Origin of the sequence: Tepidimonas sp., from assembly GCF_036825565.1 — a bacterium.
Taxonomy (GTDB): Bacteria; Pseudomonadota; Gammaproteobacteria; order Burkholderiales; family Burkholderiaceae_C; genus Tepidimonas.
On record NZ_DAISXZ010000037.1, the window covers coordinates 1 to 22,009 of the forward strand.

Annotated in this window: 22 protein-coding genes; 8 read left to right on the forward strand and 14 right to left on the reverse strand. The window is 69.8% G+C overall.

Features of this window, described 5'->3' with window-relative positions:
• Window positions 1-855, forward strand: an 855-nt coding sequence (locus tag V7026_RS06595; RefSeq protein ID WP_334154567.1) for a phosphoribosylaminoimidazolesuccinocarboxamide synthase, incomplete at its 5' end; no start/stop codon positions are given.
• Here V7026_RS06595 and V7026_RS06600 read toward each other — a convergent pair.
• The 5 genes from V7026_RS06600 to trxA form a co-directional block, all read right to left on the reverse strand.
• Window positions 856-2,172, reverse strand: a complete 1,317-nt coding sequence (locus tag V7026_RS06600) for a sensor histidine kinase (RefSeq protein ID WP_334154568.1) — start codon at window positions 2,170-2,172, stop codon at window positions 856-858.
• Complete coding sequence (locus tag V7026_RS06605) at window positions 2,169-2,903, reverse strand: response regulator transcription factor (protein WP_334154569.1); 735 nt, start codon at window positions 2,901-2,903, stop codon at window positions 2,169-2,171. Before V7026_RS06605 ends, V7026_RS06600 begins: the two co-directional genes overlap by 4 nt.
• A 34-nt stretch (window positions 2,904-2,937) precedes the next feature.
• Entirely contained in the window at window positions 2,938-3,498 is a 561-nt protein-coding gene (locus V7026_RS06610; RefSeq protein ID WP_334154570.1) for a Spy/CpxP family protein refolding chaperone, read from the reverse strand.
• Between the two features lie 127 nt (window positions 3,499-3,625).
• The gene (locus V7026_RS06615) at window positions 3,626-3,964 is read right to left on the reverse strand and encodes a 2Fe-2S iron-sulfur cluster-binding protein (RefSeq protein ID WP_334154571.1); all 339 of its coding nucleotides are present in this window, start codon (window positions 3,962-3,964) and stop codon (window positions 3,626-3,628) included.
• A gap of 15 nt (window positions 3,965-3,979) precedes the next feature.
• Complete coding sequence (trxA, locus tag V7026_RS06620) at window positions 3,980-4,930, reverse strand: thioredoxin (protein WP_334154572.1); 951 nt, start codon at window positions 4,928-4,930, stop codon at window positions 3,980-3,982.
• A gap of 50 nt (window positions 4,931-4,980) precedes the next feature.
• On the opposite strand from trxA, the gene purE reads away from it, so the two are divergent.
• From purE to V7026_RS06635, 3 genes are read left to right on the forward strand one after another with little or no spacing between them, the layout of a single operon-like run.
• Window positions 4,981-5,499: a 5-(carboxyamino)imidazole ribonucleotide mutase gene (gene purE, locus V7026_RS06625; RefSeq protein ID WP_334154573.1), complete on the forward strand. Its 519-nt coding sequence runs from the start codon at window positions 4,981-4,983 to the stop codon at window positions 5,497-5,499.
• Entirely contained in the window at window positions 5,496-6,707 is a 1,212-nt protein-coding gene (locus V7026_RS06630) for a 5-(carboxyamino)imidazole ribonucleotide synthase (RefSeq protein WP_334154574.1), read from the forward strand. Before purE ends, V7026_RS06630 begins: the two co-directional genes overlap by 4 nt.
• Window positions 6,704-7,720 carry an L-threonylcarbamoyladenylate synthase gene (locus V7026_RS06635; protein WP_443082324.1) on the forward strand — a complete coding sequence of 339 codons (1,017 nt, stop codon included), beginning with the start codon at window positions 6,704-6,706 and terminating at the stop codon, window positions 7,718-7,720. Before V7026_RS06630 ends, V7026_RS06635 begins: the two co-directional genes overlap by 4 nt.
• Window positions 7,721-7,813: 93 nt before the next feature.
• Here the strand turns inward: V7026_RS06635 and minE are convergent, their stop codons facing one another.
• From minE to V7026_RS06655, 4 genes are all read right to left on the reverse strand, one after another.
• Window positions 7,814-8,077 (reverse strand): cell division topological specificity factor MinE, encoded by a 264-nt coding sequence (gene minE, locus V7026_RS06640; protein WP_334154576.1) that lies wholly within the window; start codon window positions 8,075-8,077, stop codon window positions 7,814-7,816.
• Window positions 8,078-8,082: 5 nt separating this feature from the next.
• On the reverse strand, window positions 8,083-8,895 hold the full coding sequence (minD, locus tag V7026_RS06645) for a septum site-determining protein MinD (RefSeq protein WP_334154577.1): 813 nt from the start codon (window positions 8,893-8,895) through the stop codon (window positions 8,083-8,085).
• A gap of 31 nt (window positions 8,896-8,926) precedes the next feature.
• Window positions 8,927-9,697: a septum site-determining protein MinC gene (gene minC, locus V7026_RS06650; protein ID WP_334154578.1), complete on the reverse strand. Its 771-nt coding sequence runs from the start codon at window positions 9,695-9,697 to the stop codon at window positions 8,927-8,929.
• Window positions 9,698-10,152: 455 nt separating this feature from the next.
• Window positions 10,153-10,350 (reverse strand): heavy-metal-associated domain-containing protein, encoded by a 198-nt coding sequence (locus V7026_RS06655; protein WP_334154579.1) that lies wholly within the window; start codon window positions 10,348-10,350, stop codon window positions 10,153-10,155.
• Window positions 10,351-10,418: 68 nt separating this feature from the next.
• Between V7026_RS06655 and V7026_RS06660 the strand changes: the two genes are divergently transcribed.
• Together V7026_RS06660 and V7026_RS06665 are read left to right on the forward strand one after the other, a co-directional pair.
• On the forward strand, window positions 10,419-12,752 hold the full coding sequence (locus V7026_RS06660; RefSeq protein WP_443082323.1) for a heavy metal translocating P-type ATPase: 2,334 nt from the start codon (window positions 10,419-10,421) through the stop codon (window positions 12,750-12,752).
• A gap of 92 nt (window positions 12,753-12,844) precedes the next feature.
• The gene (locus tag V7026_RS06665; protein ID WP_334154580.1) at window positions 12,845-13,429 is read left to right on the forward strand and encodes a hemerythrin domain-containing protein; all 585 of its coding nucleotides are present in this window, start codon (window positions 12,845-12,847) and stop codon (window positions 13,427-13,429) included.
• Between the two features lie 2 nt (window positions 13,430-13,431).
• Here V7026_RS06665 and V7026_RS06670 read toward each other — a convergent pair whose 3' ends face one another.
• Window positions 13,432-14,817, reverse strand: coding sequence for an aspartate aminotransferase family protein (locus V7026_RS06670; protein ID WP_334154581.1), 1,386 nt, complete (start codon window positions 14,815-14,817; stop codon window positions 13,432-13,434).
• A gap of 41 nt (window positions 14,818-14,858) precedes the next feature.
• Here V7026_RS06670 and V7026_RS06675 point away from each other — a divergent pair, with 41 nt between their 5' ends.
• The gene (locus V7026_RS06675) at window positions 14,859-16,112 is read left to right on the forward strand and encodes a YbfB/YjiJ family MFS transporter (protein ID WP_334154582.1); all 1,254 of its coding nucleotides are present in this window, start codon (window positions 14,859-14,861) and stop codon (window positions 16,110-16,112) included.
• Window positions 16,113-16,208: 96 nt separating this feature from the next.
• On the opposite strand, the gene V7026_RS06680 is transcribed toward V7026_RS06675, so the two are convergent.
• The 4 genes from V7026_RS06680 to V7026_RS06695 all read right to left on the reverse strand — a co-directional run bounded on the left by V7026_RS06680 (window position 16,209) and on the right by V7026_RS06695 (window position 20,797).
• A complete protein-coding gene (locus tag V7026_RS06680) occupies window positions 16,209-17,198 on the reverse strand; it encodes a porin (protein ID WP_334154583.1) in 990 nt (329 codons plus the stop codon).
• 186 nt (window positions 17,199-17,384) lie between these two features.
• Window positions 17,385-18,356, reverse strand: a complete 972-nt coding sequence (locus V7026_RS06685; RefSeq protein ID WP_334154584.1) for a hypothetical protein — start codon at window positions 18,354-18,356, stop codon at window positions 17,385-17,387.
• 146 nt (window positions 18,357-18,502) lie between these two features.
• On the reverse strand, window positions 18,503-20,416 hold the full coding sequence (locus V7026_RS06690) for a PhoX family protein (protein WP_334154585.1): 1,914 nt from the start codon (window positions 20,414-20,416) through the stop codon (window positions 18,503-18,505).
• A 78-nt stretch (window positions 20,417-20,494) separates the two neighbouring features.
• Window positions 20,495-20,797: a DUF4148 domain-containing protein gene (locus tag V7026_RS06695; RefSeq protein WP_334154586.1), complete on the reverse strand. Its 303-nt coding sequence runs from the start codon at window positions 20,795-20,797 to the stop codon at window positions 20,495-20,497.
• 153 nt (window positions 20,798-20,950) lie between these two features.
• Between V7026_RS06695 and V7026_RS06700 the strand changes: the two genes are divergently transcribed.
• Window positions 20,951-21,859: a LysR family transcriptional regulator gene (locus V7026_RS06700; protein ID WP_334154587.1), complete on the forward strand. Its 909-nt coding sequence runs from the start codon at window positions 20,951-20,953 to the stop codon at window positions 21,857-21,859.
• Window positions 21,860-22,009 lie beyond the last annotated feature (150 nt).

Here is a 22,009-nt window from a genome sequence, read left to right on the forward strand (position 1 = left end):
GGCAAGGTGCGCGACAACTACGCCGTGGGCGACGACCGCATCCTGATGGTGGCCACCGACCGCATCAGCGCATTCGACGTCATCATGGGCGAGCCCATCCCCGGCAAGGGCGAGCTGCTCACGACGCTGAGCCTGTTCTGGTTCGACAAACTGGGGCCCAAGGGTGCCAACCTGTGCCCCATCCACCTGACGGGCGAGGACCCGGAAAGCGTGGTGGCCCCGGCCGAGCGGGAGCAGGTGCGCGGCCGCTCGATGCTGGTCAAGCGCCTGCGGCCGATCCCGGTCGAGGCGGTGGTGCGCGGCTATCTGGCCGGCAGCGGCTGGAAGGAGTATCAGCAGACGCAATCGGTGTGCGGCGTGCCGCTGCCGCCGGGCCTGCGCAACGCCAGCCGCCTGCCGCAGCCGATCTTCACCCCGGCGGCCAAGGCGGCCGTCGGCGAGCACGACGAAAACATCACCTTCGACGAGATGGCCGCACGCATCGGCCGCGACCTGGCCGAGCGCATTCGCGACATCTCCATCCGCCTGTACCAGGCCGCGAGCGACTATGCGGCCAGCAAAGGCATCCTGATCGCCGACACCAAGTTCGAGTTCGGGCTGGATGCGCACGGCACGCTGACGCTGATGGACGAGGTGCTCACGCCCGATTCGTCGCGCTACTGGCCGGCGGAATCCTACGCCGAAGGCAGCAACCCCCCCAGCTTCGACAAGCAGTACCTGCGCGACTGGCTGGAGAACGCCCGGGTGGACGGCCGGCCGTGGAACAAGACGCCGCCCGCCCCGCGCCTGCCCAAGGAGGTGATCGAACAGACTGCGGCCAAGTACCGCGAGGCGCTGGCGCGCCTGATCGGCTGATCAGCCCCGCGGCAGCCGCAGCACGAAGCAGCTGCCGCCGCCGTCGCGCGGCTCGCACCGCGCCTGCCCGCCGTGGCGCTGCGCGATCTGGCGCACCAGGCTCAAGCCAAGACCAACGCCACCGGCATGTTCGGCATGCCCGGGCAGGCGATAAAAAGGCTCGAAGATGCGCTCGCGCTGATCGGCCGGCACGCCGGGTCCGCGGTCGCACACTCGCAGCTCTGCGGCATCGCCCGATTGCACCACCTGCACGCTGGGAGGCTGCTCCGGGGCGTAGCGGCGGGCGTTTTCCAGCAGGTTGCGCACGGCCCGGCGCAGCAGGCGCTCGTCGCCGGGCACCACCAGCGCCTCGCCCTCCACCTCGGCGCCGAGCAGCGCGGCCTCTTCCGCCGCCAGCCCGAGCAAATCCACCGGGGCACGTTCCAAGTCCGGCGCGGCTTGCAAGCGGCTGGCCAGCAGCACCTCGTCCACCAGCGCATCCAGCTCGCGGATGTTGCGCTCGATTTCGGCGCGGCGGGCGGGGCGCGCCTCGGGGGCATCGGTGTCCCACAGCGACAGCGCCATGCGCAGCCGCGCCAGCGGCGAGCGCAATTCGTGCGAGGCATTGGCCAGCAGCGACTGGTGCGAGCGCACCAGGCTCTCGATGCGCTCGGCCGCCCGGTTGAAGCTGGCCGCCAGGGCCGCCACCTCGTCGCGGCCGTCCACCGCCACGCGGTGGCTGAGCTGGCCATCCCCGAATGTCTCCACACCGCGGCGCAGCGCCTCCAGGCGGCGCGTCAGCCGCCGCACCACCGGGTAAGCGCCGGCAGCGACGGCGACGAACAGCACCACCAGCGCCGCCGCCAGCCCCCCGCCGCCTCGCCACCACGCCGGCTCCCGGGGCACGCCCGGGCCATGCAGGGCACCCAGGGGGCCGACGGCGGGCGGCCGCCCCTCGGGCCGGGGAGGGCGCAGCACCCACAGCGTCCGCCCGTCGGCCAGCGCCAGGCGGATGCGCCGCCCGCCGTGACCCGCCCAACGTCCGAAGGCAGCGCTGGTGGCGAGCGGCCGCCCCTCGGCGTCGTCCAGCGCCAGCGGCAGGCGCAGGCGTTGCGACCAGTCCTCCAGCGCGGCTGCCTGTTCGGCCGGCGGCGCCGAGGGCGGCGGCAGCACCTCCTGCGCCAGCTCGGCCCAGCCGGCCAGCCGCTCGCTCCAGGCCGCGCGGTCCAGCGCGCGCACCTGGTCCATGTTGCGCTGGAACAGCCAGCCCGACAGCAGGGCAAACAGCAGCAGCACCGCCACCACCGTCAGGTAGATGCGCAGGTAGAGCGTTTTCACGGGGCTGGCTCCCCGTCGCCCGCTGGCTGGCGCGCCAGCAGATAGCCCGCCCCGCGCACGGTCAGGATGCGGCGGGGCTGCTTGGGGTCGTCCTCGATCGCGGCGCGGATGCGCGAGATGTGCACATCGATCGAGCGGTCGTAGGCCTCCTGCGGATGGCCCTTGAGGGCGTCCATGATCCGGTCGCGCGACAGCACCCGCCCGGCGTGCCGCGCCAGCACCGCCAGCAGCTGGAACTGGTAAGCCGTCAGCTCGCACACGCGTCCGTCCAGCCGAACCGCGTGCGCGGCCAGATCGACCTCCAGCCGGCCAAAGCGCAGCACCTCGGCCGCACCGGCGGCTGGCGGCGTCGCCCCGGCGCGGCGCAGCAGGGCGCGCAGCCGCGCCAGCAGCTCCCGCGGCTCGAACGGTTTGGGCAGGTAATCGTCCGCCCCCAGCTCCAGCCCGATGATGCGATCGGTCGGCTCGCCGCGCGCGGTCAGCATCAGGATGGCCAGGTGGCGCGTGTCGGGCCGGGCGCGCAGATCGCGGCACAAGTCCAGGCCATCGCCATCGGGCAGCATCAGGTCCAGCACCAGCGCATCGGGCGGCGGCAACCCGGGCCCCAAGCGCTGGCGGGCGGCGCTCAGCGAGGCCGCCGTCTCCACCTGCCAGCCCGCCTGCCGCAGGTAGTCGCCGACCATCGCGGTCAGCCGCAGGTCGTCATCGATGAGCAGAATCCGGGCCGCCATGCCACTCAGGGGTCGTTCGGGGGTCGGTCAGGGGTCAACCGTTTTCACCGCCGCGCGGGGCCCACTGGCCCCCGTGCCGGTGGGCGCCGCGGCGATCCATGCTTTGGGCAAGCCGCTGGCGCTGCTCGGGCGTCAGCACCCGGGCCGCCTCCAGCATCGCCTGCTGCATGCGGGCGCTGTGGCGTTCGTGCAGGGCGAGGGCGCGCTGGCGCAGTGCCTCGATCGCCGCTTCGTCCAGCGTAGGCTGGGCCCACAGACGCCGGCGTTCCTCGTGCAGCGCGCGGGCCTCGTCGCGCAGGGGCCGCAGATCCTGCGCCGCGGCCTGTGCAATGCGGCGGATGTCATCGCGCTGCGCGGGTTGCAGTTGCAGATGTTGCGCCATGCGATCCAGCCAGTGGTCCAGGCGGCCGAGATCCACGGCGAGCGGTCCGGCCAGGACCGGTCCCATGCCCCCGGCCATGGCACCCCCCATGGGGCCGTGGCCGGAGCGGGCGGCATGGGCCCACACCGGTGGGGTGGCCGCAGCGGAGACGACCAGCGCCGTGCCTAGCAGCAGCGGGCGCCAGCGGGTGGAGAAAGCAACGGTAGCGGACATGGGACACTCCTTTCCTTGCATCGAAGGGGACAGCGGGTTGCCGTCCACGGTACCCATAGTCCCGTCCCCGCGTGAAGGGCGCTTGGTCCGCGCGTAAAGAATTGTGAAACCCGCGCCGGCGCTGCCGTCAATATTGCCGCGCGGGCAGCTCGACGGTCAGGCCGTCCAACTCGGCGGTCAGCCGGATCTGGCAGCTCAACCGACTGTTGGCGCGGCGTTCCTCCGCCGTGTAGTCCAGCATGGTGTCCTCGTCGGCGGACAGGGGCGGCAGCCGCCCATGCCACGGCTCGGTGACGAAGACGTGGCAAGAGGCGCAGGTCAGGCTGCCGCCGCAGTCGGCGGCGATACCATCGATGCCCGCGTCCACCGCCACCTTCATCAGGCTGCGGCCATCGGCCGGCACCTCGACCTCGCGGTCCTGCACGGGCCCTTGCGGGCCGGGGGTAACGAAGCGCACGGTGATCATGGCGTCCGCAGCGGCTCAGTTGAGGGCCATGCTGAGCTTGCGCCGGTAGCGCGAGACCAATTCAGCCTGCGGATCTTCGGCCGCCGCGGCATGCCCGGCGATTTCCAGGCCGGTCGCAGATTTGGGCGCGGCCCCGGCATCGCGCTTGGGCGGGGCCAGCAACTCCAGCAAGGCGACCACGGTTTTGCGCGGGGCTTCGTCGGCCCATTTTTTGTCGCGCATGATGATCTCCAGCAACTCGTCCATCGCTGCGGTCCAGTCGCCCTGCGCAATCAGCACCCGGGCCTTGGCAAAGCGCGTCTCGAAGTCGCGCTTGTTGGCCGCGATCAGCTCGTCGAACCTCTCCAGCGGCCACCGCCCGCGCGGATCGGTGGTGGCGAATTCCAGCGCATGGAGCCACTGCGCCAGCGCCTCGAAGCGCAGCGGCACCGGGATCTTGCCCAGCGCCGGCGCCAGCGCGGCCGCCGCTTCGCCCAACTGGCCCGAGCCGATCAGCAGCCGCACCAGATCGAAACGCACATCGTCGTTGTCGGGCGCCTGCGCCAGCGCATTGCGCAGGCGCTGCAGGGCTGTGTAGGCGTCGCCCTGGGCGGCCGCCGCCTCGGCCTCGGCACGTTCGGCCTCGGCCTGCAGGTCGGCTTCGCTGGGCAGGTTGCGGTCCAAAAAGGCGCGAATCTGCCCTTCTGGCAGGGCCCCCATAAACTCATCCACCGGCTGCCCACCGACGAACAGGATGCAGGTCGGGATGCTGCGGATCTGGAAGTAGCCGGCGAGCTGCTGCTCGTCCTCGGTGTTGACCTTGACCAGCTTGAAGCGGCCCGCATAGGCCAGCTCCACCTTCTCCAGTACGGGGCCGAGAACTTTGCAGGGGCCGCACCATGGCGCCCAGAAATCCACCAGCACCGGCGTGGTCAGCGAGGCTTCGAGCACCTCGGCCTGGAAATTGGCAAGCGTGACATCGATCATGTCGGCAGCGTCCGATTCTCTAGAATGATGGGATTTTCCCCGGGGTCGCCATGTCCAGCAGCAACGTCCAGGTCGGTGTCGTCATGGGGTCCAGCAGCGACTGGGACACCATGCAGCACGCGGCTGCCATTTTCCAACAGTTCGGCGTCGCGTTCGAAGCGCGGGTCGTCTCGGCGCACCGCATGCCGGACGACATGTTCGCCTATGCCGAGGCAGCCGAGGGTCGCGGGCTGCAGGCCATCGTCGCCGGCGCGGGCGGCGCGGCCCACTTGCCCGGCATGCTGGCCGCCAAGACGACCGTGCCAGTGCTGGGCGTGCCGGTGCCCAGTCGCCATTTGCAGGGGGTCGATTCGCTGCACTCCATCGTGCAGATGCCCAAGGGCATTCCGGTGGCCACCTTTGCCATCGGTGCGGCCGGCGCGGCCAACGCCGCTCTGTTCGCGGTGGCGATGCTGGCCCGCCACGATACGGCCCTGCGCGAGCGGCTACACGCCTTCCGCGCCGAGCAGACGGCGATGGCGCGGGCCATGACCCTGCCCGTGGAACCGAGGGCGGGAGACCGCGCATGAGTGCCGCCCCGATCCTGCCCGGCCCCGTGGCGGGCGGCGGCCGGCCGGCCACGCTGGGCGTGATGGGCGGCGGCCAGCTTGGCCGCATGTTCGTCCACGCGGCGCAGGCTCTGGGCTACCAGACCGCCGTGCTGGACCCGGATGCGACCAGCCCGGCCGGTCGCGTCAGCGACTACCACGTCGCCGCCGCCTACGACGACGAAAAGGGCCTGGCGCAACTGATGCAGCGCTGCGAGGCCATCACCACCGAGTTCGAGAACGTACCCGCCGGCGCCCTGGCCACCCTGGCCGCGCAGCGGCCGGTGGCGCCCGGATCCCAAGCCGTCGCCGTCGCGCAGGACCGCATCGCGGAGAAGGCGCACTTCGCCGCCTGCGCCCGCGCGGGTGGGGTGGGCCCGGCGCCGCATGCCGCCATCGTGTCGCCAGCCGATCTGGCTGCCGTGCCCGACGCCTTGCTGCCCGGCATCCTGAAAACCGCGCGCCTGGGCTACGACGGCAAGGGTCAGGTGCGCGTGGCCGACCGCGCCGCACTGGCCGCCGCCTGGGAGCAACTGGGCCGCTTGCCGTGCGTGCTGGAGCAACGCCTAGCGTTGCGCGATGAGTTGTCGGTCATCGTCGCGCGTGGAGCCGACGGGGCGCAGGTGCATTTTCCCGTCCAGCGCAACCTGCACCGCGACGGCATTTTGGCCGTCACCGAGGTGGTCCCGGGCGGCGTTTCGCCGGCGCTGGCCGAGCAGGCGATCGCCGCCACCAGCGCGATCGCCGCGCAGCTGCGCTATGTGGGTGTGCTGTGCGTGGAGTTTTTCGTCGTCGACGACGGCAGCGCCGACGGGGCGCTGGTGGTCAACGAGATGGCGCCGCGCCCGCACAACAGCGGCCACTACACGATTGACGCCTGTGACGTGTCGCAATTCGAACTGCAGGTGCGCACCCTTGCGGGTTTGCCGCTGCCCACACCCCGGCAGCACAGCCCGGCCATCATGCTCAATCTACTGGGCGACCTGTGGTGGCGCGACGGCCAGCCTGTTACGCCGGACTGGGCGGGCGTTCTGGCGCTGCCCGGAACACATCTGCACCTGTATGGCAAGCACGATGCTCGCCCGGGGCGCAAAATGGGCCATCTGACGATCACGGCCGCCACGGCCGACGCCGCGCAACAGACCGCACGGGCTGCGGCCGAGCGACTGGGCATCGCGCCATGGCGTTGATTCGGGACGCGCGTGGCCCGCAGGCCGCCGAGGTCTTGTCCGACGCGGTGCAGCGGCTGCGCGCCGGACATCTGGTGGCCATGCCGACCGAGACGGTGTACGGCCTGGCCGCGGACGCCGACCAGGCGGAGGCCGTGGCGCGCATCTTCGCCGCCAAGGGGCGGCCGAGCGACCACCCGCTGATCGTGCACATCGGCGGCACCACACCCGCCGAGCGCGAGGGTGCGCTAACCCACTACGCCACGGCGGTGCCGAACTTTGCGCGGGCGCTTATGGCGGCGTTTTGGCCCGGGCCGCTGACATTGATCCTGCCGCGTCGGCCGGGCGTCGCCGAGACTGCCGCCGGCGCTCAGGCGTCGATCGGGCTGCGCTGCCCGGCGCACCCGGTGGCGCAGGCGCTGCTGGCCGCTTGTCATGCGGCCGGCATCCGGGGGCTCGCGGCGCCAAGCGCCAACCGCTTCGGCCGAGTCAGCCCGACACAGGCCGCGCACGTCGCGGCGGAGCTGGGCACCCTGTCCGACCCCGAACTGCTGATCCTGGACGGCGGCGCCTGCCCCGTCGGGATCGAGTCGACGATCGTCGACTGCACGCGCGCCGAGCCGGTGCTGCTACGCCCCGGCATGATCGGCCACGCGCAGCTGGAGCGCACGCTCGGCCGCGCGGTGCGCGACCGCGACGCCGCCGCGCCACGCGCCTCTGGCACGCTGGCGTCACACTACGCACCGCAGGCCAAGGTGCGGCTGATGGATGCTGCCGAGCTGCAAACGGCGCTGGACCTGCTCGGCGCGCAGGCTCGTGATCTGGCCATCTACCACCGCAGCCCGCTGCACTGCGTCAGCGCGCACGTGCGGCTGCGCCCCATGGCGACGGAAGCCGACGCGGCAGCGCGCGAGCTGTTCGCCGCGTTGCGCGAGCTGGACGACGGGCAAACACGGCTGATCTGGGTCGAGCGCCCCCCTGCGGATCCCGCGTGGGACGGCGTGCGCGACCGGCTTCAGCGCGCCGCGGCCTGATCTTCGGCGGCGCTGGGCTGCATCCGCGAGTCCAGCTAACCGCCTTTGCGAAGCGTCAGGCCGTGCCGACTGCCTCGGTCGCGCCGGGTGAAATCACGATCGTGTCTCGGGCAGTTCGATCTTGACCTCGAGCACCTCGAGGTTGTCGTGGCGTTCCAGGTTTACACGAATGTCGTCGGGGTTGATGGCAATGTACTTGCCGATCACCGCCACCAGATCCCTCTGCAGGGCCGGCAGGTAGTCCGGCTCGGACGCATTGCGGCCGGCCCGCTCGTGCGCCAGGATGATCTGCAGCCGCTCCTTGGCGACGGTGGCGGTCTTTTTCTTCTCGCCCAGCAAAAAGGACAGGAAGGACACGGCGCTCACCTCCCGAACAGGCGCTTGAAGAAGCTGGGCTTTTCGGCCTCGATGAAGCGCAGCGGCTTGTCCTGGCCCAGAAAGCGGTCGATCACATCCTTGTACGCTTCGGATACGTCGGTGCCCTGCAGATGGATGGCAGGAACGCCCTGGTTGGAGGCCTGCAGCACCGCCTCGCTCTCGGGGATGACGCCGATCAGCGGAATACGCAGGATGTCCTGGATATCCTGCAGCGACAGCATCTGTCCGTCCTGTACGCGGCTGGGGTTGTAGCGCGTGATCAGCAGATGTTCCTTGACCGGCTCGCGCCCTTCGATGGCCCGCCGGGTCTTGGAGCTGAGCATGCCCAGAATCCGGTCCGAGTCGCGCACCGACGACACCTCGGGGTTGGTGACGACCAGCGCTTCGTCCGCATAGTGCATGGCCATCAGCGCGCCGGTCTCGATGCCGGCAGGCGAATCGCACACGATGTAGTCGAACCCCATGCCGGCCAGATCGTTGAGGACGCGCTCCACCCCCTCCTGCTTGAGGGCTTCCTTGTCGCGGGTTTGGCTGGCGGCCAACACATAGAGCTGATCGACCTGCCTGTCTTTGATCAGGGCCTGGTTGAGGTTGGCCTCGCCGTGGATGACGTTGACGAAGTCATAGACCACACGGCGCTCGCAGCCCATGATGAGGTCGAGGTTGCGCAGACCGACGTCGAAATCGATCACCACCGTCTTGTGCCCCTTGAGGGCCAGCCCAGTGGCAAACGATGCGCTGGTCGTGGTCTTGCCCACGCCGCCCTTGCCGGAGGTGACGACGACGATTTTGGCCATGGATCGCTTTCAGTCTGGGAATGAGGGCGTTTCAGGAAAGGGGTTCGAGCAGCAGCTTGTCGCCATCGGGCCCGCTGGCCAGCCGCACCTGGGCCGGCTTGCCGCGCACGGCATCGGGCCACGGGGTTTCGGCGGTGCGGTAGACGCCGGCGATCGAGACCAGCTCCGGCTCCAGGGCCAGGGCAAAGACGCGCGCCTCGGCCAAGCCGCGTGCACCGGCAATGGCCTTGCCGCGCAAAGGCGCATACACATGGACGTGGCCATCGGCGATGACTTCCGCCCCGGGGTTGACCATGGCCAGCACGACCAAATCGCGTCCGCGCGCATACACCTGCTGGCCGGAACGCAACGGCCGGTCCACCACCAGGGCAGCGCTAGGCAAAGGGGGGGCCGATGGAGCTGGCGGTGTTACTGCGGTCGTGACTGGGCTGTCTGCCTTCGGGGATGCGCCGCGCACGGCCACCGGTCCCTGCACCTCACCCGCAGCCAGGCCCCGCTCGCGCAGCGCCGATTGCCAACCGTGCGGGCCGCCGTGGAAGGCGAGCGGCCGCAGACCGATGCGCTGCAATCCGTCCAGTAGGGCTTGGCGCTCCAGTGGTGTGGGGCCGCGATCCGCCCCCGTCCACGCGGACAGGTCCAACAGCAGGGGCTCGTCGTCGAAAAAACCCGGCGCATCGCCGTAGCGTTGCTCCAGTTCCGCCAATGCCGCGTCCACATCGGGACCGCGCAAGCGGGCCACCACCAGCGGCATCTGGCCGTGGCGGATTTCGATGGCAGGAGACGACGGGGGTGCGCTGGACATGGGGCGTTTTCTAGACGCGCATCTTAGCAGCGCGGGGCAACGGATCGGCCTTTTCGGGCGGCGGGTACTTCGGTTCGCACTTCGCGTTGTCCCGGGTTTTACTTTGTGATCGTCATACAAGGTAGTCGTCGTAGGTAGAAATACGCCGCCATCCGTGGACAAGAGCGGTTTTTGCTGGCGCGACAGCTGGTTGCGGCGTTCATGACCCTGTGGATGGCCACTGCGTGGGCGCCGGGATGAACGCGAACAAACCGGTCGGACATCGCCTGCCCTGTGAACAACAAGTCGCTTGTCCGATTTTTTTCCACAAGCTTGTGAAAAACGTGGTGCGATCACCGTCGCGGCCCAGATGTGACAACGCCCCGGCCGTTGGGACGGACGGGGCGAGGCAAGGAAAAAGGGGGGGAGACAAGAAAGGCGGGGCGTGCCGCAGAGGCCCGCCCCGGTGCGGTCGGTCAGTCGACGACGGCGTAGCCCTCGTCCCGGATGGCGTCGGCCAGTGCGGGGCGGGGTTGTTCCGATTCGACTTCGACGCGCTGGGCGTCCAGATCGACCTGGACCGTGGCTTGCGGATCGAGCGCGCGGATGGCCTGAGTGACCGCCCGGACGCAGTGGCCGCACGACATGCCCGTGACGGTGAAAACGTGTTTCATGGCGTTGCGGAGGATTGGATCGAGCGTGCCATCATACGCCGCCGGGGTCGCTGCGGCATACTCGCTCCATGGCGGACAAACTCACCTCGGCGGCGGCGCCACTGGACGCCCCGGTGCAAGCCGGGGCCACTGGGCAATGCGATTTGGGCATCGGAGGCATGACCTGTGCGTCGTGCGTGGCACGGGTGGAACGGGCGCTGCAGCGCGTGCCCGGCGTCACCCACGCCAGTGTCAACCTGGCCACCGAGACCGCGCGGGTACAGTGGCGCGCCGATGCCCAGCATGCTGCCGAGCTGCCGGCGCGCTTGCAGCGCGCTGTGCGCGACGCCGGCTACGAGCCCCGCCCACTGGCCAGTGGCGACGACGACGGAGCGCAGGCCCAACAGGCCATGCGTCGCGAGGGCATGTGGGTGTTGGTCGGGGCCGTGCTGTCGGCGCCCTTGGTGGTGCCGATGATCGCCATGGCGTTTGGCGAGCACCTCACGGTGCCGGCGCTGTGGCAGTTTCTGTTGGCCACGCCGGTGCAGTTTGTGCTGGGTGCGCGGTTTTACCGCGCGGGCTGGCATGCGCTGCGCAGTGGCAGTGGCAACATGGAACTGCTGGTCGCCCTGGGGACGACGGCGGCCTGGGGCATGAGCGTCTGGCTTTGGTGGCACACGCTACCCGACGAGATGCCGCACCTGTACTTCGAAGCCGCCGCGGTCGTGATCACGCTGGTGCGCCTGGGTAAGTGGCTGGAGGCGCGCGCCAAACGCCGCACCACGGCGGCCATCCGTGCGTTGCAGGCGCTGCAGCCGCCGATGGCCCACCTGCTGCCCGATGGGGCGCGCCGCGAATCCATGCAGGACGTCCCGGTCGCCGAACTGCTGCCCGGTGATCGCGTGCTGGTACGTGCGGGCGAGCGCATCCCGGCCGATGGCATCGTGGTGCAGGGGCGAACCCAGGTGGATGAATCCATGCTCACCGGCGAGCCGTTGCCGGTGGCCAAGGCAGTCGGGGATGCGGTCACCGGGGGCAGCCTCAATGGCGATGGGGCCATCGAAGTGCAGGTTACCGCGATCGGTGCGCAATCGGTGCTGCAGCGCATCATCGCGCTGGTGCAGGATGCGCAGGCGCACAAGGCACCGGTGCAGAGGCTGGTGGATCGGGTAGCGGCGGTGTTTGTCCCCATCGTAGTGCTCGTAGCCTTGGCGACGGGGGCGCTGTGGGCCACCGTCGGGGGCGCCGATGCCGAGCAGGCGGTGCTCCATGCGGTGGCGGTGCTCGTCATTGCCTGTCCCTGTGCGCTGGGGTTGGCCACTCCCACCGCCATCATGGCTGGCACAGGGGCGGCGGCCCGCCATGGCATCTTGGTCAAGGACGCCGAGGCCCTGGAGATTGCCCAGCGCGTGCGCACCGTGGCGTTCGACAAGACGGGCACGCTCACCGTCGGGCATCCGCGCCTGGTCGCTTTGGTGCCCGCACCCGGTGTGGACGAAGCGGCCGCGCTGCGCACCGCCGTTGCCCTGCAGATGGGCAGCAGCCACCCGCTGGCCAAGGCGGTGCTGGCCGCATGGGGGGAGGCGTTGCCAGCCCCCGCCACCGACACCCAGACGGTGCCCGGTCGCGGGGTGCAAGGCACGGTCGACGGCGTGACCCTGGCCCTGGGCAGCCCGGGCTGGATGGCCGATTTGGGCTGCCCTCTGCAGCCAGGGGCCGGGCTGCCGGACGGCTGGGCCCCGGCCATGGCCGAGCAGCAAGCAGCCGGGGCCACGCTGGCCGTGTTGGCGTGGCAGCAGGGCGGCGTCTGGCGCCCGCTGGCGTTGCTGGCTTTTGCCGACGAGCCCAAGCCCGGGGCCGCGCAGGCCATCGCCGAGTTGCGTGCGCGGGGCCTGGGGGTGGTCATGATCTCCGGCGATCAGCGGGCCGCCGCCGAGGCCATGGCGCGCCGCCTGGGCTTGCGGCCCGAAGCCGGCGAGGTCGAAGCCGAGGTGATGCCGGCCGACAAGGCCGCCGTGGTGCGGCGCTGGCAGGCGCGCGGCGGCGCGGTGGCGATGGTGGGCGACGGCATCAACGATGCGCCCGCGCTGGCGGCGGCCGATGTGGGCATGGCTATGGGCAGCGGCACCGATGTCGCCATGCATGCCGCCGGCATCACGCTACTGCGCGGCGACCCGGCGCTGGTGCCCGCGGCGCTGGACATTTCTGCCCGCACGGTGCGCAAGATCCGGCAAAACCTGTTTTGGGCCTTCGTCTACAACGTCGCGGGGATCCCGCTGGCGGCGCTGGGTGTGCTGGACCCGGTGTTCGCCGGCGCGGCGATGGCGGCCAGCTCGGTTAGCGTGGTGTCCAATGCCTTGTGGCTGACGCGCTGGCGTCCTGCACATGCGGCCGCGGTCTCTCGGTCGGTTTCTCAGTCTTGACGTGCGTCAAGACGAGGGGGGGTGTTAGACGGCATGCTTGGCCAGCGTCGGTCTGAGGACCGATCGACCATTTTTTGGGCAGGAGGCCACCCATGCACCCCTCGAGCGCCCTGCGCACCATCCGCGACGAGCACGCCGCCCTGGCGGCGATGCTGCAGTCTTTGCTGTGGCTCATTCGCCGCGGCCCGGGCGATGACCGCGCGCGCTTCTTCGATACGCTGCGTGCGATGCTGTTCTACATCGACGAGTTTCCGGAGCGCTTGCACCATCCCAAAGAGTCCGATCTTCTCTTTCCGCGCGTGGCCAAGCGCGAGCCGGCCGTACTGCCCGTCATTACCCGGCTAGAGCAGGACCACATGAAGGGTGAGTCGCAGGTGCGCGAATTGCAGCACCGGCTGCTGGCCTGGGAATGGCTGGGCGACGACCGCCAGGCCGCCTTCGTCGAAGCTTGCGAGCGCTACGTCGGGTTCTATCTGGAACACATGCGGCTGGAGGAGCAGGAAATCCTGCCCGCGGCCCAGCGTGTGCTCGACGAAGCCGACTGGCGGGCGCTGGATGAGGCGTTCGAGGCCAACCGGGACCCGCTGACGGGCCGTTATGCGCCCGATCCCGCGTACGAGCGGCTGTTTCGCCGCATTCTGGAAGTGGCCCCGGCGCCCATCGGCCTGGGGGCCTGACCTCACAAGCCCAGGGCGGCCAACCAGTCGTCGAAGGCGTTCAGCAGTCGGGCCACATGCGCCGGGGTGGTGGCCGGCGAGCACAGCATCATGCCGTGGAACGGGGTCAGCAACACCCCGCGATTGAGCAGGAACAGGTGCAGGCTGGCTTCCAGCGCCGGTTGGGCGTGGCGGCGCACATCGTCGGCGTTGCGCGGCGTCGTGGGCATGAACTGCAGTTCCAACCGGGCGCCCAGCCGTGTCACGGTCCAGGGCAGGGCATGGGCGTGCAAACGCTCGGTCAAGCCGGCTTCAAGCGCATCGGCGACGTGGTTCATGGCGGCGTAGCTGGCCGGCGTGTGCAAATGTCGCAAGGCCGCATCCAGCGCGGCCATGGCCAGGGCGTTGGCCGTGAGTGTGGTGCCGATGCCGCTGTGGCCCTCGGGCGCGGCCTGTTTGACCGCCTGCATGCGGGCTGCCAGATCGGCGGTCACACCGTACAGCGCGCAGGGCACGCCCCCGGCCACGGCCTTGCCGGCCACCCACACATCCGGCGCCAACCCGTGCGCCCGCGCATGGCCGCCGACGCCACTGGACAGGGTATGGGTTTCGTCCAGCACCAACAGGGTGCCATAGCGACGGCACAGGGCCTGCGCCGCCGACCAGAAACTGGGTTCGGGCGGCACCAGCCCAAAGTTGGTCAGCGCCGGCTCGGCCAACAGAGCGGCCACCTGCCCATCGGCCAGCGCGCGTTCCAGCAGGGCCAGGTCGTTGAAGGGGATGACCCGCGTGAAATTGGGGTGGTCGTGCACCGCGCCGAGCACCGATGGCCGGCGCACCGTGCTGCCGGTCGCGGGGTCGCGGTCCACCAACGTGTCGTCCACCGCGCCGTGGTAGCAGCCATCGAACACCAACAACTGCGGCCGGCCGGTGACCGCGCGCGCCCAGCGCAGCACGAAGCGGTTGGCGTCGCTCGCGGACAGGGCCAACTGCCAGAACGGCAAGCCAAAGCATTGCGCGAGCCGCTCGCCGACGCCGGCAGCCGCCTCCGTGGGTAACATGCAGGTCAGCCCGTGTGCCGCCTGCTCGGCGATGGCGCGCGCCACCGGGGCCGGGGAGTGGCCGAACATCGCCCCGGTGTCGCCCAGACAAAAGTCCGCGTAGCCATGCCCATCGGCGCAGGTGAGTTCCGCCCCGTGGGCGCTGCGCACGAACAGCGTCACGGGGTTGGGCCAGTCGCGCATCCAGTGCAGCGGCACGCCAAACAGGTAGTGCGCCGCGCTGCGCCCGGCCAGCACGCGCGAGCGGGGGTGTTCGGCCAGGAAGCGCTCGCGCTCGGCGGCCTGCAGCGCCGCCAGGCGCTCGGCGGATACGGGGGCGGAAGGGGAGGGCATTCGGGTGTCGCGCATGGTGTGACAGGATAGAAAGGCCCGCCTCACAATGCGGGGCCATGTCTCGCCTCGAACAGGGATCCGCTTGCCCGGTGCCGTTGCGCCGCGGTCTGGTGCTCGCGCTGTTGCTGTCGCTGGGGGCGGCGGTGTCACTCGGCATTACCCGCTTTGCCTATGGCCTGCTGCTGCCGCCGATGCGCGCGGATCTGGGCTGGAGCTATCTGCTCGCCGGTGCCATGAACACGGCCAATGCGGTGGGCTATCTGGTCGGGGCGCTCACCGTCCCTGCGCTGATGCGCCGCCATGGTCCGGCGGCGGTGTTGCTGGGCGGGTCGGCGTTGGCGGCGCTGTTCATGGCGGGCAGCGGTTTTTTGACGGCCGATGGGCCGCTGCTGATCCAGCGTTGGCTGGCGGGCATCGCCAGTGCCTGGGTGTTCGTGGCCGGGGGGCTGCTGGCGGCCCGGCTGGGCAGTGTCTGGCCCCGCCATGCCGGCCTGATGCTGGGCCTGTACTACGGTGGCGTGGGCAGCGGCATCGTGCTGTCGTCGCTGGCGGTGCCGGCCGTGCTGGCTTGGGCGGCGGATCGGCCGCACGCCTGGGCGTGGGCCTGGTGGGCCTTGGCCGTGGCCTGTCTGGCGGGCATCGGGGGCCTGGCCCACGCCTGGCGGGGCCTGGGCGCGCTGGGGCTGACGGGTGCTGCCCCGCCGACGCCGGACAGTTCGCCGGCGCCCGCCGCTGCCGGGGAGGCCGACCACACTGGGGCGCTGCTGCGGGCGTTTGCCCCCTCGCTGGCGGGCTACGCCTTGTTTGGGGTGGGCTACATCGGCTACATGACGTTTGTGATCGCGCTGCTCCGCGACCGCGGCACCCCTGCGGGTGAAATCACGCTGTTCTATGCGCTGCTGGGGGTGGCGGTGATGGCGTCGTCGCGCTTGTGGGCCGGGCTGCTGGATCGGCACCGCGACGGGCAGCCCCTGGCGCGGCTGAATGCACTGCTCGGTCTGGCGACGGTGTTGCCGGCCCTGACCCACGCCTGGCCGGTGCTGCTGGCGTCAGGCCTGTTGTTTGGCGCGGTGTTTTTGTCCGTCGTCGCGTCCACCACGGCGTTGGTGCGCCACAACCTGCCCGCAGCGCGCTGGGCGGCGGGCATCAGTGCCTTCACCATCGTGTTTGCGGCGGGCCAGATCGTCGGTCCGGCCGTGGTGGGCTGGATCGGCGACGGTCCCGGGGGGCTGGAGCGAGGGTTGGTGTTCTCGGCGGGGGCGCTGTGGCTGGGGGCGCTGGCCGCGTGGCGCCAGCGTGCCCTGTCCTGAGAAAAAAAGCGGGCTTTCCGCAGAAAGCCCGTCCCAAGGAGCGTTTTTGGAGAGATCGGGCGGCCCGTCACCGCCCGTGTGCGGACAGGGCCGCGATCAGAAGTCGTGGCGCACGCCGACGGCGTAGAGACGCTCGTCCTTGGTCCTGGTGCCGACGTTGTTCTTGACTTCGACGTCGCGGTAGCCGGCGTACAGGCGCGTGCGCTTGGACAGGGCATAGGTGGCGCCGAGGGCGAAGCCGCTGGCCTCGCCGTTCTTGGCGCCGCGGGCCGAGTTCTTGGTCTTGCTGTAGGCATAGCCGCCGGAGAAGGCCCAGGCCCCGACCGGCACGGTCACGCCCAGCGTGTATTCGCTGTCGTCGCCGTTGGTGGCGCTGCCCTTGCGCTGGTTGTATGCGCCCGACACCGAGAAGCTGCCGAAGTCATACATCGCGGCCAGCGCGGTGTACTTGTCGGATTTGTCCTTCTCGTTTTGGTGGGCCAGAGCGACCTCGAATTCCTTTTGCTTGTAGCCGGCCTTGAAGGCGTACTTGTCCTGGGAGACGCCGGCCTTCTCGTCCAGCGAGACGTCGATGCCCGCGTAGAAGCCGCCCATGTTGGGGCTGTAGTAGCTGATCTTGTTGTCGAAGCGCGAGGCATAGTCGCCGCCCGACTTGAACACGCCGTTGCTGGAAGCGGTGAAGGCCGAGTCGAACACATTGCGGCTCTGGCCCAGGCCACGCACGTCGTCGTACACCGTGGTGCTGCGGCCGAGCTTGACCTCGCCGAAGCCACCCATCAGCGACAGGCTGGATTCGCCTTTGAAGTATGGGTCTTGCGACGCGCCGGTGTCGGCGTTGAAGCGGTTTTCCAGCTTGAAGGCCGCCTTCAGGCCGCCGCCCAGATCCTCGGTGCCGCGCAGGCCCCAGCGCGAGTTGGTCAGACCGCCGTCGCCGCCGTGGAACATCTGGGTGGTGGAGGTGTTTTTGACCTTGTCCTTGAGGTTGCCCACCGACAGGTCCACGCGACCGTACAGCGTGACGTTGGATTGGGCCAGGGCGGCCCCGGTGGCCATCAGGGCGGCCAGGGCGATCAGGGATTTTTTCATCGTCGGATTTCCTAGGGTTGAACCAGAAAGCGGCAGCCCCGGATGGGGGGCTGCAACCGGGGATGGGTGGCCCGGAGGGCCGAACCACAGGGGCTATTGCACCGGACCCTGATGACGGTGATGTTAAGTCAATTCGTGATGACCCGATGTTGTTCATAAACAACGTCATCGGGCTTCACACGCGCCTCAAGGCTGGGCGCCAAAGACCCGGATGGTCCACGGCTGCGTGGAGGCCGGATCGACGCTCACCTCCACCGCGCGCACGTCGGCCGCGCCCGGCACCTGCAGGCGTGTCAGGTTCAGCACCGGCTTTTTCTGGTGCTTGAAGGGGTTGTCGAATGCCAGCACGTGGCTGTCGCCGTGGATCAGCAGGACCGGACGGCCCCATTGCGCCGCCAGTGGCACCAGTGTGTCGCCGATGCTGGCGGCAAAGCCCGAGTGGCGCGCAAACGTCTCGACCGGCTGCTGGTTGTCGAACGGGTCGGCCTGCATCGCCACCACCATGGCCCGGGCGTTGCGCTGCTGCGCCAGCTCGAAGGCGGCGCGCAGCCACGCGATGTTGGCGCGGTCGCGCGCGAAAAACTCCGCCACGGCCTTGGGATCGCGCGCCTCGAAGTTGTTGTTGCTGCCGACGATGTGCACGGCGACGAACAATACGTCGCCGGTCCACCAGCGCTGGTTTTCCACATAGTCGGCGAAGGCCGGCATGACCGTGGACTGGTTCTCCACCGCGATGGGCTGCTGGCCGAGCGAGCGCCCGGGGGTATAAAAGCGCTGTCGCAGTGTGGCTAGGCGCTCCAGCGGGTCGTAGCTGCCGTTATTGGCGCGGTGGCAGTCGGTCCACTCGTTGTCGCCCGGGGTGTACACCACGGCACCGCGGTAGCGGCCAAAGTGATCCAACTGGGCGGAAAATTCCTCATCGCTGCACAGGGTGGAGCCGGCCTTGATGTCACCGACGTGGATGGTGAAGGCCGGCTGCAGCGCGTTGACGCGCTCGATCAGCGCGCGGTAAGGGGGATAGCTTTTGTCCGGCGGGCCGTAGGGCATGTCGCCCAGCGCGACGAAGCGCACAGTCTGGGCGGCGACGGTGCCAGCCAACAGCAGCACCGCTGCGGTGAGGAAACCGCACCGCAGCACGGATGACAGCGAAAAGCACATCGTGGAAAGTCCTCCGCATCGGGGCTCGATCAAGGGGTCGCCCCAGCTTTGCACCCGAGCGTGACGGCCGCGTGAAGGAAAAAAACCGGCCCCACGGGGCCGGCGTATCCAAGGTGAAGGCAATCCGCGGTGCGCCGCACGTTCTCTCAGGTGCCGATGACGCCGCCGTCGTTCTTGGTGATGACGACGGTGGCCGAGCGCGGACGGCCGCCATCGGGCCAGCGCGAGATCTTGGTCGGCGCGTCGGGGTCGCTGCGCTCGCTGGGGCTTTCGCCCGGGTGCTGGATGTTGATGAACATCGCGCGCAGGTCCGGCGTCATAGCGATGCCGGTGACCTCGCAGCCGCGCGGTCCGACCAGGAAGCGGCGGATCTCGCCCTTCGTCGGGTCGCACGCCAGCATCTGGTTGTTCGGCATGTTGACGTAGTCGCCCTTGCCAAGCGTCGAGGTGGACACATCGGTCTGGATCCACAGCACGCCGCGCGGATCGACCCACAGGCCGTCCGGGCTGCCGAAGATGTCGCCGCGGATGTTGCCCTTGGCCTCGGCGCGCGGCAGCGCCGGATCGCCCGCCATCACGAAGTGGTTCCACGTGAAGCGGGTGGCGTCCAGATCGCCGCTTTCCTTCCAGCGGATGATGTGGCCCATGGTGTTGTTGACGCGCGGGTTAGCCGCATCCGCACCGGGGCTCTTGTCGCGGCCGCGGTTGCTGTTGTTGGTCAGGGTGCAATAGACCTCTTTGCTGATCGGGTCCACGGCGGTCCATTCCGGGCGGTCCATTTTGGTGGCGCCCAGGGCGTCGCTGGCTTGCCGCGCCTGGATCAGCACCGCGCCCTGGTTGGCAAAGCCGTTGGCGGCGGTCAGCGGACCGCGGTCGTGCACCAGCGGCAGCCACTCGCCGCTGCCGTCGGCGTTGAACTTGGCCACATACAGCGTGCCGTGGTCGAGCAGGTCGCGGTTGGCCGCAAAGCCGCCCGGCTTGACGCGGTCGCGGCTGACGAACTTGTAGATGTATTCGAAGCGCGCGTCCTCGCCCATGTACACCACGGCGCGGCCGTCGTCGGTCAGCGCCACCGCGGCGCCCTCGTGCGCCGCGCGGCCCAGCGCGGTGCGCTTGATCGGCGTCATGGTCGGGTCCATGGGGTCGATTTCGACCACCCAGCCAAAACGGTTCGGCTCGTTGGGGTGCCGGGTGGCGTCGAAACGCTCGTCGAACTCGTGCCAGCGGTAGCCGGCGCCGTCTTTCTTCAGGCCCCAGCGCTTGCCGTGCGCATCGGGCTGGTCCGGGCCGTGGAAGTAGTTGATGAAGTTTTCTTCGCAGGTCAGGTAGGTGCCCCAGGGCGTCTGGCCGTTGGCGCAGTTGTTGATCGTGCCCAGCACCCGCGTGCCCGTCGGGTCGGCCGCGGTCTTCATCCAGGTGTGGCCGGCGGCCGGGCCGCTGATCAGCATCGGCGTGGTCGCGGTGATGCGGCGCGCGTACTTGGACGGCAGCACCTGGCGCCAGCCGTTCGGACCGGCTTCGATCTCGATGATCGACACGCCGTGCGCGGCCTGCGCCTTGCGCACCTTCTCGGCGCTCCAGGTCTTCATGCCGTCCGGGTGCAGCAGGCCGTCATCGGTGTACTCATGGTTGATGGCCAGCAGTCCGCGCTTGCTGCCATCGAGCGGGAAGTAGCTCATGCCGTCGTGGTGCATGCCGGCCTGCAGCGCCTGCTCCTCGGCGGTGTTGGAGCCGTCGGTCTTGAACGCCGGCATCTTGCCGGCCACGCCCACCGCATCGCCCCAGCGGTTGAGCACGCGCGCGGTGTAGCCCGGGGGCACCAGCACCTCGTCGACGTCGCGCATGGGCACACTGGCAAAGCCGATGCCGCGCCCCAGGGCCGCGGCGTTGGGGCCACCGGTGCTCGCGCAGCCCGCCAGCAGGCTGCCGCCAAACAGCGCGGCGGTGGCGCTGGCCAGCGCGCCGCGCACGAAAATGCGCCGCGCCGGGTCCGACACCTCGTGGATGGTCGGGTTGGCGCTGCGGTTGGAGTCTTCCATCAGGTCGAAGTCTTTGGCCATGGTGCGTCGTCGTCTTGCGCGAAGAGGCCACCATCTTCGACCGAGGGCGTGACAGACCGATGACAGCGCGCCAGCGCGTCAACGGCACTCGGGCAGCGGATAGCGGTCGGGGAAGACGTCGCGGTAGGTGCGGCCCGTCTCGCCGTCGAACGGCAGCTCACCGCGGCAGCGCGCGGCTTCCAACTCGGCTCGCACTTCGGCGCGGGTGCGGCCTTCGGTGGTCGTGGCGCGGGCGGCGCGCACCGGCTGGGCCGTGTTCGAGGCGGCCACGTCGGCGGCGGAGAACTCGCCCGATGCGACGGGGAAGCTCGCGGCCGATGCGGCGGCGGTCGCGGCCAGCAGCGAGGTGGCGATCAGGGTGCGCAGAGAGAAGCGGTTCATGGCGTTTCCTTTCGTCTGGACAGAGAGAGATTGCTGGTGAGGGTCGTTGATGCAGCCCGTGGAATGAACTGTACTAACGAAAGATTTGTCGATAAACCTCTTTTCCAACAATGCAATATTGCAGATTTAGAAATAAACATCGACAATCTACCCATGGACCGGCTCCAATCCCTTCGCGTCTTCCAGGCGGTGGCCTATGCCGGTGGCTTTGCCGCCGCCGCGCGCGCCCTCGATCTGTCGGCCGCCAGCGTCACGCGCATGGTCGCCGACCTCGAAGCGCAACTGGGCGTGCGCCTGCTGCAGCGCACGACCCGCCGCGTGGCCTTGACCGACGAGGGCGCCGCCTATCTGGAGCGGGTGAGGCGCATCCTGGCCGATTTGGACGAGGCCGACGCCCTGGTGAGCCAGCGCAGCCAAACGGTGGCCGGTGTGTTGCGGGTGCTGGCCACCCCGGTGCTGGCCAGTGTGCTGGTGGCCCCGGTCGTGCCGAGGCTGACGGCGCGGCACGCCGCCCTGCGCGTCGAGGTGGATGTCGAGAGCTACGCCGTCCCCTCGGTGGAAGAGCACGACGTGGCGCTGTTTGCCGTGGAAGGCACGGTGGATACGGGCCTGATCGCCCGCCGCATCGCCAGCGGGGTGAGCGCGCTAGTCGCCGCGCCGTCCTATCTGCAGCGCGTCGGGCGGCCGACCCGGCCCGAGGATCTGGTGCTCCACCACTGCCTGCGCTACCGTCCTCCGGGGCAGCATGCCCACACGTGGACGCTGTGGCGCGCCGATCAGCCGGACGCCGTCAGCCGGGTGGCGGTGGAGCCCGTCGCCTGCAGCAACCATGTCGAAGCGCTGCTGCGCATGGCGCTGGAGGGCGGCGGCATTCTGGCGGTCTCGCTGGATCTGGTCGCGCACCGGCTGGCCAGCGGCGAGCTGGTGCGCGTGCTCGACGGCTGGGTCACGGACCACTGGTCCCTCTACGCCGCGCTGCCCAGCCGCCGCCACCTGCCGGCGCGCACGCGGGCCTTTTTGGACGAGTTGACCCACGAGACGGCGACGCTGCTGCGGACGTAAGCAGACGCCAGCCGCCACGGGGCGGGCGCGCGCCGGCGGTCGGGGCGTTGGCGCCTTGCCACCCGGGCCGATTGGCACCCTGGCGCGTGGGATGGGCGCGGTATCGTCCCTGCCCGCCGGGCCCCTGTCGGGCCGATGACCCTCCCGCCC

What these genes read in the sequence shown, in the direction of transcription:
- minC (WP_334154578.1), bottom strand. Translation starts at nt 9,697, where the DNA reads ATGTCCAGCGCACCCCCGTCGTCTCCTGCCATCGAAATCCGCCACGGC.
- minD (WP_334154577.1), bottom strand. Translation starts at nt 8,895, where the DNA reads ATGGCCAAAATCGTCGTCGTCACCTCCGGCAAGGGCGGCGTGGGCAAG.
- V7026_RS06655 (WP_334154579.1), bottom strand. Translation starts at nt 10,350, where the DNA reads ATGAAACACGTTTTCACCGTCACGGGCATGTCGTGCGGCCACTGCGTC.
- V7026_RS06605 (WP_334154569.1), bottom strand. Translation starts at nt 2,903, where the DNA reads ATGGCGGCCCGGATTCTGCTCATCGATGACGACCTGCGGCTGACCGCG.
- V7026_RS06660 (WP_443082323.1), top strand. Translation starts at nt 10,419, where the DNA reads ATGGCGGACAAACTCACCTCGGCGGCGGCGCCACTGGACGCCCCGGTG.
- V7026_RS06695 (WP_334154586.1), bottom strand. Translation starts at nt 20,797, where the DNA reads ATGAACCGCTTCTCTCTGCGCACCCTGATCGCCACCTCGCTGCTGGCC.
- V7026_RS06615 (WP_334154571.1), bottom strand. Translation starts at nt 3,964, where the DNA reads ATGATCACCGTGCGCTTCGTTACCCCCGGCCCGCAAGGGCCCGTGCAG.
- V7026_RS06700 (WP_334154587.1), top strand. Translation starts at nt 20,951, where the DNA reads ATGGACCGGCTCCAATCCCTTCGCGTCTTCCAGGCGGTGGCCTATGCC.
- purE (WP_334154573.1), top strand. Translation starts at nt 4,981, where the DNA reads ATGTCCAGCAGCAACGTCCAGGTCGGTGTCGTCATGGGGTCCAGCAGC.
- V7026_RS06690 (WP_334154585.1), bottom strand. Translation starts at nt 20,416, where the DNA reads ATGGCCAAAGACTTCGACCTGATGGAAGACTCCAACCGCAGCGCCAAC.
- V7026_RS06665 (WP_334154580.1), top strand. Translation starts at nt 12,845, where the DNA reads ATGCACCCCTCGAGCGCCCTGCGCACCATCCGCGACGAGCACGCCGCC.
- V7026_RS06685 (WP_334154584.1), bottom strand. Translation starts at nt 18,356, where the DNA reads ATGTGCTTTTCGCTGTCATCCGTGCTGCGGTGCGGTTTCCTCACCGCA.
- trxA (WP_334154572.1), bottom strand. Translation starts at nt 4,930, where the DNA reads ATGATCGATGTCACGCTTGCCAATTTCCAGGCCGAGGTGCTCGAAGCC.
- V7026_RS06610 (WP_334154570.1), bottom strand. Translation starts at nt 3,498, where the DNA reads ATGTCCGCTACCGTTGCTTTCTCCACCCGCTGGCGCCCGCTGCTGCTA.
- V7026_RS06670 (WP_334154581.1), bottom strand. Translation starts at nt 14,817, where the DNA reads ATGCGCGACACCCGAATGCCCTCCCCTTCCGCCCCCGTATCCGCCGAG.
- V7026_RS06630 (WP_334154574.1), top strand. Translation starts at nt 5,496, where the DNA reads ATGAGTGCCGCCCCGATCCTGCCCGGCCCCGTGGCGGGCGGCGGCCGG.
- V7026_RS06675 (WP_334154582.1), top strand. Translation starts at nt 14,859, where the DNA reads ATGTCTCGCCTCGAACAGGGATCCGCTTGCCCGGTGCCGTTGCGCCGC.
- V7026_RS06680 (WP_334154583.1), bottom strand. Translation starts at nt 17,198, where the DNA reads ATGAAAAAATCCCTGATCGCCCTGGCCGCCCTGATGGCCACCGGGGCC.